General features: G+C 55.7%; 15 protein-coding genes and 1 tRNA gene. 8 read left to right on the forward strand and 8 right to left on the reverse strand.

Going from position 1 to position 13,188, the window contains the following annotated elements:
• Positions 1-425 precede the first annotated feature (425 nt).
• Positions 426-500: transfer RNA gene (locus tag ABF824_RS08900), tRNA-Thr, on the reverse strand.
• A gap of 269 nt (positions 501-769) precedes the next feature.
• Between ABF824_RS08900 and ABF824_RS08905 the strand changes: the two genes are divergently transcribed.
• On the forward strand, positions 770-1,138 hold the full coding sequence (locus tag ABF824_RS08905) for a hypothetical protein (RefSeq protein ID WP_415488170.1): 369 nt from the start codon (positions 770-772) through the stop codon (positions 1,136-1,138).
• Between the two features lie 478 nt (positions 1,139-1,616).
• Here ABF824_RS08905 and ABF824_RS08910 read toward each other — a convergent pair whose 3' ends face one another.
• From ABF824_RS08910 to ABF824_RS08920, 3 genes are read right to left on the reverse strand one after another with little or no spacing between them, the layout of a single operon-like run.
• Positions 1,617-2,762 (reverse strand): anhydro-N-acetylmuramic acid kinase, encoded by a 1,146-nt coding sequence (locus ABF824_RS08910; protein WP_415488172.1) that lies wholly within the window; start codon positions 2,760-2,762, stop codon positions 1,617-1,619.
• Positions 2,763-2,765: 3 nt separating this feature from the next.
• The gene (locus tag ABF824_RS08915) at positions 2,766-3,581 is read right to left on the reverse strand and encodes an ABC transporter ATP-binding protein (protein WP_415488174.1); all 816 of its coding nucleotides are present in this window, start codon (positions 3,579-3,581) and stop codon (positions 2,766-2,768) included.
• The gene (locus tag ABF824_RS08920) at positions 3,578-4,363 is read right to left on the reverse strand and encodes an MlaE family ABC transporter permease (RefSeq protein ID WP_415488176.1); all 786 of its coding nucleotides are present in this window, start codon (positions 4,361-4,363) and stop codon (positions 3,578-3,580) included. Before ABF824_RS08920 ends, ABF824_RS08915 begins: the two co-directional genes overlap by 4 nt.
• 267 nt (positions 4,364-4,630) lie before the next feature.
• On the opposite strand from ABF824_RS08920, the gene ABF824_RS08925 reads away from it, so the two are divergent.
• Together ABF824_RS08925 and ABF824_RS08930 are read left to right on the forward strand one after the other, a co-directional pair.
• Positions 4,631-5,944, forward strand: a complete 1,314-nt coding sequence (locus ABF824_RS08925) for a UDP-glucose dehydrogenase family protein (RefSeq protein WP_415488220.1) — start codon at positions 4,631-4,633, stop codon at positions 5,942-5,944.
• Positions 5,945-6,065: 121 nt separating this feature from the next.
• Positions 6,066-6,236 (forward strand): hypothetical protein, encoded by a 171-nt coding sequence (locus ABF824_RS08930; RefSeq protein ID WP_415488178.1) that lies wholly within the window; start codon positions 6,066-6,068, stop codon positions 6,234-6,236.
• 10 nt (positions 6,237-6,246) lie between these two features.
• On the opposite strand, the gene ABF824_RS08935 is transcribed toward ABF824_RS08930, so the two are convergent.
• Both ABF824_RS08935 and ABF824_RS08940 read right to left on the reverse strand, forming a co-directional pair.
• A complete protein-coding gene (locus tag ABF824_RS08935; protein WP_415488180.1) occupies positions 6,247-7,200 on the reverse strand; it encodes a glycosyltransferase family 2 protein in 954 nt (317 codons plus the stop codon).
• A 202-nt stretch (positions 7,201-7,402) separates the two neighbouring features.
• A complete protein-coding gene (locus tag ABF824_RS08940; RefSeq protein ID WP_415488182.1) occupies positions 7,403-7,570 on the reverse strand; it encodes a hypothetical protein in 168 nt (55 codons plus the stop codon).
• Between the two features lie 279 nt (positions 7,571-7,849).
• Between ABF824_RS08940 and ABF824_RS08945 the strand changes: the two genes are divergently transcribed.
• Positions 7,850-8,923 (forward strand): hypothetical protein, encoded by a 1,074-nt coding sequence (locus ABF824_RS08945; protein ID WP_415488184.1) that lies wholly within the window; start codon positions 7,850-7,852, stop codon positions 8,921-8,923.
• A 117-nt stretch (positions 8,924-9,040) separates the two neighbouring features.
• Positions 9,041-9,424 carry a hypothetical protein gene (locus ABF824_RS08950; RefSeq protein ID WP_415488186.1) on the forward strand — a complete coding sequence of 128 codons (384 nt, stop codon included), beginning with the start codon at positions 9,041-9,043 and terminating at the stop codon, positions 9,422-9,424.
• A gap of 264 nt (positions 9,425-9,688) precedes the next feature.
• On the opposite strand, the gene ABF824_RS08955 is transcribed toward ABF824_RS08950, so the two are convergent.
• Positions 9,689-10,435, reverse strand: coding sequence for a methylenetetrahydrofolate reductase (locus tag ABF824_RS08955; protein ID WP_415488188.1), 747 nt, complete (start codon positions 10,433-10,435; stop codon positions 9,689-9,691).
• Between the two features lie 160 nt (positions 10,436-10,595).
• On the opposite strand from ABF824_RS08955, the gene ABF824_RS08960 reads away from it, so the two are divergent.
• A complete protein-coding gene (locus tag ABF824_RS08960; protein ID WP_415488190.1) occupies positions 10,596-10,946 on the forward strand; it encodes a RidA family protein in 351 nt (116 codons plus the stop codon).
• Between the two features lie 152 nt (positions 10,947-11,098).
• Complete coding sequence (locus ABF824_RS08965; RefSeq protein WP_415488192.1) at positions 11,099-11,968, forward strand: neutral zinc metallopeptidase; 870 nt, start codon at positions 11,099-11,101, stop codon at positions 11,966-11,968.
• 7 nt (positions 11,969-11,975) lie between these two features.
• Here ABF824_RS08965 and ABF824_RS08970 read toward each other — a convergent pair whose 3' ends face one another.
• Entirely contained in the window at positions 11,976-12,332 is a 357-nt protein-coding gene (locus tag ABF824_RS08970; protein WP_415488194.1) for a DUF488 domain-containing protein, read from the reverse strand.
• A 103-nt stretch (positions 12,333-12,435) separates the two neighbouring features.
• Here ABF824_RS08970 and ABF824_RS08975 point away from each other — a divergent pair, with 103 nt between their 5' ends.
• Positions 12,436-13,143: a response regulator transcription factor gene (locus ABF824_RS08975; RefSeq protein ID WP_415488196.1), complete on the forward strand. Its 708-nt coding sequence runs from the start codon at positions 12,436-12,438 to the stop codon at positions 13,141-13,143.
• Positions 13,144-13,188: the final 45 nt, after the last annotated feature.

The raw sequence follows: 13,188 nt of genomic DNA on the forward strand, positions 1-13,188 counted from the left end.
ATTGTGTTATTAATTTATAATATATAAAGATTTTCTTTATTTGTGATCTGCAAAAGAATTTCTAGAGCATACACATTTTATTTTGGTTCACGCCCTGCGGCTGTGAGGGTTTTTGTTGCCTTGGTACGTAAAGGGGCTTGAGCTTGGCGAATGCCATTTCGATCAGATTGAAATCCGGCCAGGGGGAGGCAGGAACGTCATCTGTGCCCCGCTTGTTTGATGGCCTTTCGCGCTCCCGGAATCTTGTGGGCGGCCAGATCGTTCAGTATGATATGACCACTGTGCTCACTCTCTATCTATATAGCAGCAACCATCATCTTCTACCTCAGGAATAAGGCCTAAGCCTAAGGGGGTATTTGCGAGAGACGTAAAGTGCGTTCCGGGCGCTCTATGCGGCGTAAAATTATGGCTGTTTTCTGGGAAAATGGTGCCGGTGGAGAGATTCGAACTCCCGGCCTTCGGTTTACAAAACCGCTGCACTACCACTGTGCTACACCGGCAAATGGCGGATACCTGCAGATTTTGCGGTTACCACCAGAGCGTGGGGGAGGCACCATCCAGTTCCTGCCCGACTTCGATCTCCTTTTGATAGTTTCCACTTCGTGCGTCAAGCGCATTTCATCGATATTGAGAGCTCTTTATCGATGAAGCTTTTCGTCCATGCTGAAGCCATTTGGAGGTTCGGGTTACTGAGGAGCCGTATAATCGCCAGTCTGCAAAGAAGATGGTAGACTGAGGAAAAGCAGATACTGCACGTAAGGACATTGAAATGCACCGAAGAGTCTTGTTACTCGCACTCGGGCTGTTTGTTATGGGAGCCGATCCTGTTCGGGCACAGGAAGAAGACAGCGATTATCGGGAACTAACCCGAAAAGTAACGACAAATGCCAACTGCCTTCAGTACCTGAATGATGAACATGATGCGTATTCCGGCGACAAAATGGCCGAATCCCTTGCACCTGACGAAGTGACCAAGGGCCTTTCCAAAGCCATTCGGGACGAGTGTCAGAAATCCCCCAAGGAAAGCGTCGATACGGCTGTTTCCAAGGTCAACAGGGCCTATAGGGGCAAACTGTCGGACATCATGAACAGAATGAAGGACGACACCGAACTGCAGCATGGCAAGGGAGGCGCCTGAAACGGCGCCTGTCCCGAGCTTTTGGGAAAACGAAATTAATTACACGTTCTGATGGCTGATTTGACACCCGAAGTATCGTCGGGTGCGTCTGGCAGATCGCTCGGGCAGCCTGAGTGCTGTAACCCACATCCTGCAAGCAGCAACACAAGCGTCATTGCCAGTAGCTTATTCATAACCGTCTCCATCGTAATTCAGGGAATGTTACGCTGAGAGACAGCTATTGGAAAGCATGGCCAGATTCTGTCGGCAGGACTGATCGCATAAAGCAGTCGAAATGATTGAATAGGAAAACGGCGACACTCTGTGTGGGAGTGTCGCCGCCTTATTTTTATTATTAATTGTTGAGCACACAATGGCTGTCCCCGAGATTCTTTTCAACGAAAATAGTATAAGTTTTATGCTCAAATTTTATTGATGGCTTTTGCGAAGATATGATTCGACAAACAGCATTAAAATTCAAAACAGCAGCATTCCAATGTCATTGAGAAGACATGAGCCACGAGGGGATCGGCGCCAACCCGGAGCATGTCAGGCGACCGCCACTCAGGAACGCAGGTGTGCCAGTAATTCCGGGAGCTGAGAGTGGGAGTTTTCGCAAAGCGCGTAAGGCCAGAAAAGCGAAGCACTCAGCCTCTAGTGCATCACCATTCCAGCCCAAGACATCGACGGATTCGACCCGCGTCTGCAAGGCTTCCCGAAGCCCCGCCATCAGCACAGGATTGTGGCGACCACCCCCGCAAACATACCAGATGGTTGGTTTTTCAGGGAGCGGGGTGCGGGCGACAGCTTCGACGGTGAAAGCTGCCAGAGTGGCCGCACCATCAGCGGCTGAACAGGCTGATATGGCCTCCAGGGCGGCGATAAAACTTTGTCGGTCGAGAGATTTGGGGAGAGGACGACGGAAGTAAGGATCGCTCAGAAGCCTGTCCAGGAGACGATGATCAATTTCGCCTTTTTGCGCCAGTTTCCCATCGATATCGCAAGCTGTTCCCGTGTGGCGAAATGCCCAGTCATCCAGCAGGGCGTTGCCCGGCCCTGTGTCGCAGGCCAGTATCTGACCGTCTTTACCCAGATAGGTGACGTTTGCCACGCCGCCTATGTTCAGCACGGCCACCGGGCGGGGGGCGTCCCGCAGAAGCGCTGCGTGATACCAAGGAGCAAGGGGAGCGCCTTCACCGCCCGCAGCCACGTCAGCGCTACGGAAATCATGGACGACAGGCAGATTTGTTTCCCGCGATAGCAGGGTGGCGTCACCGATCTGCCATGTCCGGCGCAGGGCGGGAGCGTGATAAATCGTCTGGCCGTGAAAACCGATCAGGTCGATCTGAGCACTCAGCGCCATTAACGCTTGCACGGCTTCGATATGCCGTAGGGTGATTGCCCGTTCTACGGCAAGCACTTCCGGATCATCTGGAGGGAGGTGTGCGGCCCGGTCGAGCAGGGAACGTGCCTGTTGCCGGAGGGCCGGATCGTAGGAGAGCGAAAGTGAAGGTCCGTGTTCGTAAATGCGGACGCCATCCGTGCGGAGAATGGCTGCATCCACGCCGTCCAGTGATGTGCCACTCATCAGGCCGATGACTGTGAGCGGTCTGCCTGGCTGCTCTGTAGCGATGCCGCTTGTCACGTCCTAGCGCCGTAGTTCCATCTTGATCGGACCTTCGCGGCGTCCATGAGTGAACTGGTCCACCATGGCGTTACCGGAATGCATGAGGGAGGAGGCCGGCCCGTGCCAGACTAGCTGGCCCCGATAGAGCATGGCGGCCTCATCGCCGATCCGTTGGGCGGAGGCCATATCATGTGTGATGGCGATGGCCGTGGAGCCCATGCGTTTTACGCAGTCCACAATCAGACCGTCGATCACCGCGCCCATGATGGGATCAAGCCCCGTTGTGGGTTCGTCGAAGAAGAGAATTTCGGGACGGTCGGCAATGGCGCGGGCAAGACCGACGCGCTTCTGCATGCCGCCGGAAAGTTCGGAAGGATAGAGATCGCCCACGGACGCATCGAGGCCAACCTGCGCGAGTACCTCATTGGCACGGGCGCGGGCTTCAGTTCGTGAAAGGCGGGGGTGTTTCTCGGAATGTCTCGTCGGCTCCGGCGCGAGCAGGCCGAACGCGACGTTTTCCCAGACGGAAAGACTGTCGAACAGTGCGCCGTTCTGAAACAGCATCCCAATTTCGCCGCGTCTGGCCTCGCATTCGCGCCGTGGCGCGCGCAGCACGTCCACACCGTCGATCTCGATCAGTCCTTCGTCGGGCTGGATCAGGCCGAGGATGCAGCGTAGCAGAACGGATTTGCCCGAACCGGATCCGCCGATGATGACGAACGACGTGCCGGCAGGAACGTCCAGATCGATTCCGTCGAGCACGACCTTGGAACCAAACGCCTTGCGCAGGCCACGGATACGGATCTTTGGTTGGGGGATAGGGGCTGTCTCGGTCATTGGGCGAAAAACAGATCCGTCAGCAGATAATCAAAAGCGAGCACGAAAATGGAAGCGGAGACAACCGCAGCGGTCGTCGCGCTGCCGACGCCTTCCGCGCCGCCTTTGCTTGTGTAGCCGTAATAGCAGCCCATGAGCGCGATCAGAAAACCGAAGACGGCGGCTTTCACCAGTCCGACCGTTACGTCTTCCGCTTTGAGAGCGTTCATCGTGGCGGCGATATAACTGTCTGGCGAAAAGCCGAGCTTCACCGTTGCCACCGTGAAGCCGCCGCCTACGCCAAGAACATCAGCAATCACGACGAGCAGGGGCAGGGCAATCACACCGGCAGCCAGACGGGGGGCCACCAGATATTTCATTGGATGCGTTCGCAGAGTCGTCAGGGCGTCGATCTGGTCGGTGACGCGCATAGTGCCGATCTGTGCTGCCATTGCTGCTCCCACGCGCCCCGCCACCATCAGACCGGCCATGACGGGGCCGAGCTCGCGCGTAACGGCCAGCACCACGATGTTCGCGATGGCGCTCTGGGCGTGATACTGCGCAAAACCGGTATAGGATTGAAGGGCAATGACACCGCCCGAAAACAGGGCAGTGAGAGCCACGACCGGCAGTGAGAGAAAACCCGTATCGATGAGCGCGCTCAGAAACACACGCCAGTAAAAAGGGGGGCGCACGAGGCAGGAGATGCCTTCGAGTGCAAAGATGGCGATGGAACCGGCGCCACGGGTAACGCTGAACACTGACCGTCCAAGCAGGGCGACGAGATCTAAAATGGCGTTCATCCGGTGATGCTGGTCCCTAGTCCTGTGGCGGTCCGTGTGTGGCAACAGCCGTAACCTGCCTGAAGGGCCGCGTCAAAAACTTGCTGTGTCTCTTTATTGGATAAAGCGTAAATTTTGTGCTGTTCGTAACCAAGTTTTGCGACACGCTTCGCTCTTGACCACGCTGCAAGGAACACGTTCAAGTACCGCGGACGAGACGTTTTCGGGAGCGATCCCGATCGTCAACGGCGGTCCGAAAACGGAGGGGACGTTTCAGTGCGTATTGCAATGATCGGGGGAGGCTATGTTGGTCTCGTATCCGCAGCATGTTTTGCGGAGTTCGGGATCGAGGTGGCGGTAGTTGAAAATAGCCCGTCGCGTCTTGCTGCTTTGCGAGAAGGTCGGATTCCGATCTATGAGCCGGGTCTCGACAAACTTGTCGAATCGAACATGCAGGCGGGACGTCTGTCGTTCGGAGATGACATTACCGCCGCCGTCAAAGGCGCGGAGGCTGTGTTTATCGCCGTTGGTACGCCGCCACGCAATGGCGACGGTGCGGCTGACATGCAGTATGTCCACGCGGCTGCGCAGCAGATCGCCCGGGCCCTGACGGGCTATGCGGTCATAGTGACGAAATCGACGGTCCCGGCAGGCACCAGTCGCCGTATTGCCGAGATCATCCGGTCCACACGTCCGGATGCGGATTTCGATGTGGCGTCCAATCCAGAGTTCCTGCGTGAAGGCAACGCCATTGGCGATTTCATGCGTCCGGATCGCGTCATCATCGGTCTCGACAAGACGGCTCCGGATGGTGGTGCGCGGGCCGAAGCGGTCATGCGCAAGGTCTATCGCCCGCTGTCCCTGATTGAAGCGCCGCTGCTTTTCACGACGCTGGAGACCTCTGAACTCACGAAATACGCCTCCAATTCGTTCCTTGCGATGAAGATTTCCTTCATCAACGAGATGGCCAGTCTTTGTGAAAAGCTGGGCGCGGACGTGCATGACCTTGCAAAAGGCATGGGGCTTGATGGCCGTATTGGGCGCAAGTTCCTGCATCCGGGTCCGGGTTATGGCGGTTCCTGTTTCCCCAAGGATACGCTGGCTCTTTCGCGTATTGGTCAGGAAGCCGGAAGTCCGTGCCGTCTGGTCGAGACGACTGTGCAGGTGAATGACGCCCGCAAGATCGGCATGGCTGGCCGCATTATCGCGGCTTGTGGTGGTTCCGTTGAAGGCAAGACGATCGCTGTGCTGGGTCTGACCTTTAAGCCGGAAACGGACGACATGCGTGAAGCCCCGTCGATTCCCATTCTGCACCGTCTGGCCGAATCCGGTGCGCATATCCGTGCTTTTGATCCGGTGGGCATGGAAGCCGCGAAGCCACACCTTCCGCCAACGCTGACGTACTGCGCCGATGCGCTGGATGCTGCCAACGGTGCTGATGCCCTTGTTGTGCTGACGGAATGGAACGTGTTCCGGGCGCTCGCTCCGAAGGCGATTGTCGACGCGATGAAGGGGGATGTCGTCGTGGATCTTCGTAACATTTTCGATCCTGCGGCAATGCGCGCAGCCGGACTCGCCTACCAGTCCGTCGGCCGCCCCTGATAACGGCTGTCACACTTCTGTGATCCTGTGATCCGCGCCCCTGTGTGACAGCAGGGCGCGGATCGTTTATTATCGGCTGACAGGATCTGCATTATGCGTCGTAAATGAATGGAGATGGAACATGGAAGGATGGCAGGGACTGGTTTCCACGCTGGTAGCCATTTTCATGTTCTTTATTTTACCGTTGATTCTCGCATCCGTGATTGTGGTGCGTGATGCGCGGTGGCAGGCGGAGCAGAGCTGTGCTGGAGGGACATGTCGTCCCCCCGTTCGTCGTGAGCGCCGACTGTAATCTTATCAGGTTATCCCACCCGTCTCCGAATTGCTCGCCCGATGCACTGTAGTGCGTGGAATGCGAAAATCGGTCGTTCAAGTGTCCGTTTTACAAGGGCAGCAATGTCTTTTCTGCGCACGGTCTGGGCAAAGAAATGGTTGTCATCCATTTTCATGAGGCCCTGAGACCGTCGATCAAGCCATTTGGTTATGGGTGTGCCTGCAATGCCCGGCAGTTTTTTCAGTTCCTGCGCATGTCGCGCGAGTCCGCCATAAGCGACGGATGTGCGTGTGACTTCTGACGACTTCTTGCTCAGAGCACCAAAACGCTGGGTGTAAATATAAAGTGGCTCATCCAGCAGGACGAAATGAGCGCCAGCGAGCAGGAGAGACACAACAAACGCAAAGTCTTCTCCGTGGCGCAGATTGCCGGGATAGAGAAGATGCTTCTCTATAAGGAAAGCACGTCGGAAGCAGGGTTTGAGGAGTCCCCAGTCGGTTGATTGTCCATCTGCTGCGTTGTGCTGGAGATAATCGGCGAGGGAAACGCTGGGGGCCATATGGCCGTTTATGGCGTTGGCCCGTTTCACTTCCTGCCCGATGCCATCATCGTAAAATGTCAGATCGTCCGCAACCATGTCGGCGTCCGGGTGACGGTCTATGAGGGCTGCAAGACGCTGCAGGCGGATTGGTGCATAAGCATCGTCGGCATCAAGCGTTGCGATCCAGTCAGCACTTGCTGCCTGAATACCAGCATTTCTGGCCGCTGCCGGACCACCGTTCTGCGGTTGCCGTATGATTCGTATGGTCGGATTGCTGCTGAAATTCCGCTCGATCAGTTCAATGGTCTGATCCGTGGAGCAGTCATCAACGATAATAATTTCATGTGCTGGATATGTTTGCTCCAGCACGGAATTGATCGCCCGTGAAACGAACTTTTCGGCATTATAGGTCGTGATGATGACTGAAAATGAAACCGGCATAGACGTCCTCCGCTGACAGGACGCTACTGCATTGACTGTATTTCACACAACCTGTTTGCGCATCCTCAAGGTCTTTAAAAAGATCTTTTCTGTCTCTGCTCATATGGCAAGCGGACAGGGCGCGTCATGTTGTTTTCAGGAATGAAAAAGTCTCTCTGACTTTTTCTCACGAGTGAGCATATCAGTCAGAGAGACGTTTCTATTATTTTGTAGCGCGATCGACCGCGCGGCCGGCTTTTTCCACCGGACCTTTCGGCGGATCGAGTGTGTCCTGCACTTTTTCTCCGAAAGTTCTTTCGTGAGGATGGCAGGCCGAAAGTCCGAAACTGGCGATGGAAAGAGCGATCAGAGCGGCAAGCGTCGAACGCATGAATAATCTCCTGATGAATGTCTATTTTCTCAGCGTGCCACCATCGGGAAAGTTGCGTGATGATGTAATTTTTTTTGAAAGATTTTTTAGGTGAAAGACTGGAAAATGGCGCGAGATTCAGGGTCGGGACACATACAGTCTGCCGGGATTTAAAGTTTATTTTTCTGATGCTGAAGCACGTATTTTTTAAACGGCATGGATAATTTTATCGCTGGATTGTGGGTCGGTGGTTTCATCGGTCTTGTTGCAACTCTTTATTTTCATAAGTCATAAATATTGATGAAAAACCGTATTCTTTTTATTTTGAAAGCACGTGAAGGTGACTGGGGATATGGCTCGAAAGAGTCCGGTCTGTCCAATTCCGTTCGTTTTACCGTAGATATGCTCAACGCGACAGGAATCGAAGCCAAGGTTGTGGAAGTCGCTGACAATAACTGCATCGATCGGGAGGTGACTGCATACAGGCCCACTCACGTCATCATTGAGGCGTTCTGGGTCGTGCCGGAAAAGTTCGATGTCTTGAAGCCCCTGCATCCGGATGTGCAGTGGATCGTGCGCGATCATTCGGAAACACCGTTTCTGGCAAACGAGGGAATCGCTTTTGGCTGGACAGTGGATTACCTGCGACGCGGTGTAGAGGTCATGTGCAATGCCCCGCGTGCCGTGTCCGATATGGCGGTGGTCGCGATGGGCTGCGACCTGAATCCCAGCGCGATCACGTACGGCCCGAATGTTTATCCGGTTCCACGTCTCTGTGAGATGACGCCTCACGCAAGCAAGACGGATTTTATCGATATCGGCTGTTTTGGCGCGGTAAGGCCTCTGAAAAACCATATGACACAGGCGATCGCTGCGATTGCGTTTGCGGAAACCATTGGTTGCACACTCCGCTTTCATGTCAACGCGACGCGCGTGGAAGGGCAGGGAAGCCCGGTTCTCAAAAATCTGCGGGAACTGTTTGGACGTTCCGATCATGAACTGATTGAACATGGATGGATGGTCCATCGCGATTTTCTGGATGTGCTGCGTGACATCGACATCCTGATGCAGGTCTCGTTTTCTGAAACATTCAATATTGTTGCGGCAGACGCGATGGCGGTGAGTGTTCCCGTGCTTGTGTCGCGGGAAATTCCGTGGATCGGACATTATGCACACCGTGATCCGACGGACGCTGCCGACATGGCGCGTGGGCTTTATGAAATATGGAATGAAAATCAAGGTGAACGCCAAAATCGCTTGTTGAGGCAGCGCCGTGACATGGAGATTTATTGCGCCCGTTCTGCCGCTACCTGGGCGCGACGCTTCGGCACTCGATCAGCGACGACAGCAGAGGCATTTGAAGCTTGTGAGTGACTGGCTTTTTTTCGGTGGTCTTGGGGCCGCTGTTGCCACAGGCGTCAATGCCGGTCTTGTCGCCTGTTTCGTGTGGATAAGAAAAAATCAGGACAGGCGTTTCTGGGAAAGCAGGGAGTGATTCGATATTGTGTATCGGCGCTTCTCCTCTGTGTTCTGGCGGCCTGTAATGTCATTCCGGAGCAGGCGCGTCAGCAGCTCATCGGTATGAAGCGGACGGATCTGGTTTCCTGCGCGGGCGTGCCTGATCATGAGGAGCGGCAGGACGGGCAGGATGTTCTGGTCTGGCTGAACGAGAAGACGAGTGGCGGCAGTCTGTCGGTGTCAGTGCCTTTCGATCTCTCCCTGACCTTTAATTCGCAGGGGGCCTGTCATGTGATTGCCACCGTACGTGACGGAACAGTGGTCAAACTGACCTATAGTGGGCCGGCACGGACATGGGAAGGGGAAAATGCGTTGTGTGCTCCGGTCCTGCGCGCCTGTCTGCCAGTGGCAAAGTAGCGCACGGTCCAGCGCGATAGTGTGTGATCTTGTCGGTTTTATTGGAAAGTAGACGGTCAATAAAAAATCAGGCGTTCCGCCGGGCTGCGACCCAACAGAACGCCTGACTCCGAAGTGTTATTGAGAACTGACTGGCAGAATCAATATCCTTCTAGTCATTCTATGAACAGAGATATTGACGAGAGTTTGATCACTTTCCGGCGCTGCCATGTTTCTTTGCCTTGATTGGCAGGCAAATATGGCCCGGCTCAAATATCAACATCCTCAGGGGCGCAGTACTTCCTCCAAGGGGCTCAGATAATTGGCCAGCTTGACCCGCAGTGGCATCAGATAGACTGATCCCCCCCCCGAACGGACCTCCCGGATCGCCTTCTTTGCAAAGGCGAGATTGGCTTCCATTGTCGGTTCGAAATCATGCGGGAAGACGATGTGGTTTGTCGTTTCCCAGTAAGAGCGGGATTTCGGTCCTATGACAGGTGAAAAACCCCAGAAAACCTTTTCATCGCGTAGCCATTCCCGGCACAGATCGAGCATGCGGAAATCGAAGAGAGGCTGGGTGAAAAACCCACATGCTCCGGCCTCGCGTTTGCGTGCCAGATCTTCCAGTTCCTTGTAAGGCGCGCGACGATAGGGGTCGAACGCAGCGTAGACCTTCAGATGCGGGGCTTCTCGTGCATAACGTCGGATGATGGCGTCGGATGTGTTGGGATAGACCCGGCGGCTCAGGTCCGCCGGTGGATCGCCTTTAACGACCAGAATCTCGGTCAGTTTTGGGTCGTCCACGCCGGGCAACGGGCCGTGTGGATCGACCTCGATCGCCCGGATGTGCGGAACCACGGATTTGAAGTCAGGGGCGGCAATTTTCGCCGCAGCGCAGCTACGCAATGAAAAGCGCTGGATATCCGGAATGTTGATTGTGTCAATGAAGGGCACACAGGCGCGGACTTCCGCGATTTCCCGTCGCAGGGTTTCCTCGTCACGGGGAACGAGTTCGATCGAGACGCGGCTCATGATGGGAATGACTCATGCTGGAAAACCATGACGCCTCTTTAGCGGATCGGACGACTTGCGCAAAACCGACAGTAACGGCCTGCTTTCTGGTCTTGTGCGCTGTGCCGGTCCGGGTCAGTTTGCTAAAGACAATGCCTGTCATAACAGAAGGGAATGCTCCATGAGCAAGATTATTCGTACCGAGCCGAATCCGATCCTGTCCAAGGCCGTGGAATATCATGGTTTTGTGTTCACACAGGGCATGGTGGCCCGCGACCTGTCGAAAGACGCGAAAGGACAGACACAGGACGTTCTGGAGCAGCTGGACACGCTTCTTGAAGAGCATGGCACGGACAAGACCCGCATCCTGCAGGCGCAGATCTGGCTGAAGGACATCAATGATCGCGCAGCCCTGAACGAGGTCTGGAGCGCATGGCTGCCGGAGAACGGCGCACCGGCGCGGGCCTGTGTGCAGGCGGTGATGGCCGATCCGAAGATGCTCGTGGAAATCATGCTCGTCACCACGAAATAAGACGCTTCGATCTCCCGCCTGAATTTTCTGGCGGGAGATTTCCTTACTGCCTCCTTCGGCCGTTCCTAATCAGCCGCGCCTTTGCCTCCCTCTCGTCATGAATAAGTGCTATTCCCTGTCGAATCAGGAAAAAGAGACGGGGCCAAACCGCCATGCGGCTGGATGATGAACGCGAAAGCAGCAATATCGACGATGTCCGCGGACAGGGCGGCGGCGGTGGCCGGATGCCCATCCGCATCGGTGGAATCGGCGGTGTGCTGCTGGTGCTCGGCGCACTCTATTTCGGCGTTGATCCCCAGATCGTCCTGAATCTGCTGCAGGGGACGGCGCCTCCCGAAAGCGGACAGACCACGACGGTGGCGCAGGCTCCTTCTCCGCAGGATGACGCGCAGAAGCAGTTCATTTCCCGTGTGCTCGCTTCAACCGAGGATGTGTGGACCGATTACTTCCAGAAAATGGGTCGCACCTATCATGATCCGCGCTTGGTTCTGTTCTCCGGTGGCGTCAATTCCGGATGCGGATACGCGCAGACAGCGGTTGGACCATTCTATTGCCCGGTGGATCAGAAAGTTTACCTCGATCTTGGTTTCTTCAAGGAATTGCAGGATCGTCTCGGCGCGGGAGGAGATTTCGCGCGGGCCTATGTTGTCGCCCATGAGATCGGTCATCACGTTCAGAATGAACTCGGCATCATGAAGCAGGTCGATCAGCGTGGCGGAACAGGACGCACGGGTGCCGACAGTCTGTCGGTGCGCGTTGAACTTCAGGCTGACTGCTTTGCCGGTGTCTGGGCGAAGCGTGCCAATGACGCGAAGGACATTCTGGAAAAAGGCGATATTGAACAGGGTCTGAACGCCGCGGCCGCAGTCGGCGATGACAGGCTGGAAAAGCAGGCGCAGGGTTATGCCGTGCCGGACAGCTTCACGCATGGTACATCCGCCCAGCGAGTCACATGGTTCAAACGTGGCCTGACCTACGGTGACATTGACCACTGCGACACTTTCAACGCCCCGTCATTGTAAACGGGGCCTATTTGAGCTTCTCACGCAGGTAGTCCGCAAGCACTACCGCCTCGTTATGCTCCGTATCGCGTGCCCCGACCAGCAAAGTGATGGGGCCGCGTCGGGCGTAATCCAGTAATCTGGCGATCACTTCACTTCTGTTGTCGAGTTCCGCGCAATAGCGCTTGCGGAATTCTTCCCACTTCACCGGATCGTGTCCGAACCAGACACGCAACCCGGTGGAGGGAGCGGCGTCCTTGACCCATTCGGTAAGAGCGGCTTTTTCCTTGCTCTCTCCACGGGGCCAGAGACGGTCAACCAGCAGTCTGGCCCCGTCATCGTCGGAGGCAGGATCATAGACGCGTTTCACGTGAATGATGAACATCGCATGTCCTTGTTTCTTGTGTGGCGTGTGGTCAGCCTTGAGTGAAAAGGATTTTAATGGCCCAGTTCCACGAGATGAAGGCATCGAAGGAGGCATGACAGATATGGCCGTAACATCGACAGCCCCTGAAGACAGCCGCCGCGTTCTTCTCATCGAGGATGACAGCGATATTGCTGGTGAGATCGTTGACGAACTGCAAAATCGCGGCTTCTCCGTCGTTCGGGCAGAGACGGGCGATGTCGGACTGGAGCAGGCTAGTTCCGGCGGATACAATGTTCTGGTCGTCGACAGGATGCTGCCCGGACTTGATGGTCTTTCCCTGATCGAGACCGCACGGGGGCGCGGCGTTCGGACACCCGTGCTGGTTCTCTCTGCTCTCGGTGCGGTGGATGATCGGGTGAGTGGTCTGAAAGCGGGGGGCGATGACTACCTCACCAAACCCTTCGCCATGGAAGAACTGGTCGCCCGGATCGAAGCGCTGCTGCGTCGTCCTGATGACTCGCGTCAGACGGTGTTGCGGGTAGGACCGCTGACCATTGACCTGATTGACCGGACGGTGATGCGTGGCGAACGGGAAATCGAATTACTGCCACGCGAATTCCGGTTGCTGGAATATCTCATGCGCCGTCCGGGGCAGGTTCTGACGCGGGCGATGTTGCTTGAAGACGTCTGGAATTATCGTTTCACGCCGCAGACCAATCTGGTCGATGTGCATATCGGCAAGTTGCGTCGAAAGGTTGATGCGACGGGCGAAGAACCGCTGATCCAGAGTATCCGGGGCACCGGTTTCACCCTGCGCGCGCCGGAATGATACACTCTTGAAGCACGACCATTTCGCGCTATTCCGCACGGCCAG

The sequence above is a fragment of the Acetobacter sp. genome (assembly GCF_047721705.1).
Lineage (GTDB): Bacteria > Pseudomonadota > Alphaproteobacteria > Acetobacterales > Acetobacteraceae > Acetobacter.

Excerpts from the sequence above, each read along its gene's own strand:
- ABF824_RS08915 (WP_415488174.1), bottom strand. The coding sequence starts at position 3,581 with ATGACCGAGACAGCCCCTATCCCCCAACCAAAGATCCGTATCCGTGGC.
- ABF824_RS08925 (WP_415488220.1), top strand. The coding sequence starts at position 4,631 with ATGATCGGGGGAGGCTATGTTGGTCTCGTATCCGCAGCATGTTTTGCG.
- ABF824_RS08960 (WP_415488190.1), top strand. The coding sequence starts at position 10,596 with ATGAGCAAGATTATTCGTACCGAGCCGAATCCGATCCTGTCCAAGGCC.
- ABF824_RS08930 (WP_415488178.1), top strand. The coding sequence starts at position 6,066 with ATGGAAGGATGGCAGGGACTGGTTTCCACGCTGGTAGCCATTTTCATG.
- ABF824_RS08970 (WP_415488194.1), bottom strand. The coding sequence starts at position 12,332 with ATGTTCATCATTCACGTGAAACGCGTCTATGATCCTGCCTCCGACGAT.
- ABF824_RS08940 (WP_415488182.1), bottom strand. The coding sequence starts at position 7,570 with ATGCGTTCGACGCTTGCCGCTCTGATCGCTCTTTCCATCGCCAGTTTC.
- ABF824_RS08920 (WP_415488176.1), bottom strand. The coding sequence starts at position 4,363 with ATGAACGCCATTTTAGATCTCGTCGCCCTGCTTGGACGGTCAGTGTTC.
- ABF824_RS08955 (WP_415488188.1), bottom strand. The coding sequence starts at position 10,435 with ATGAGCCGCGTCTCGATCGAACTCGTTCCCCGTGACGAGGAAACCCTG.
- ABF824_RS08905 (WP_415488170.1), top strand. The coding sequence starts at position 770 with ATGCACCGAAGAGTCTTGTTACTCGCACTCGGGCTGTTTGTTATGGGA.
- ABF824_RS08935 (WP_415488180.1), bottom strand. The coding sequence starts at position 7,200 with ATGCCGGTTTCATTTTCAGTCATCATCACGACCTATAATGCCGAAAAG.
- ABF824_RS08975 (WP_415488196.1), top strand. The coding sequence starts at position 12,436 with ATGGCCGTAACATCGACAGCCCCTGAAGACAGCCGCCGCGTTCTTCTC.
- ABF824_RS08945 (WP_415488184.1), top strand. The coding sequence starts at position 7,850 with ATGAAAAACCGTATTCTTTTTATTTTGAAAGCACGTGAAGGTGACTGG.
- ABF824_RS08965 (WP_415488192.1), top strand. The coding sequence starts at position 11,099 with ATGCGGCTGGATGATGAACGCGAAAGCAGCAATATCGACGATGTCCGC.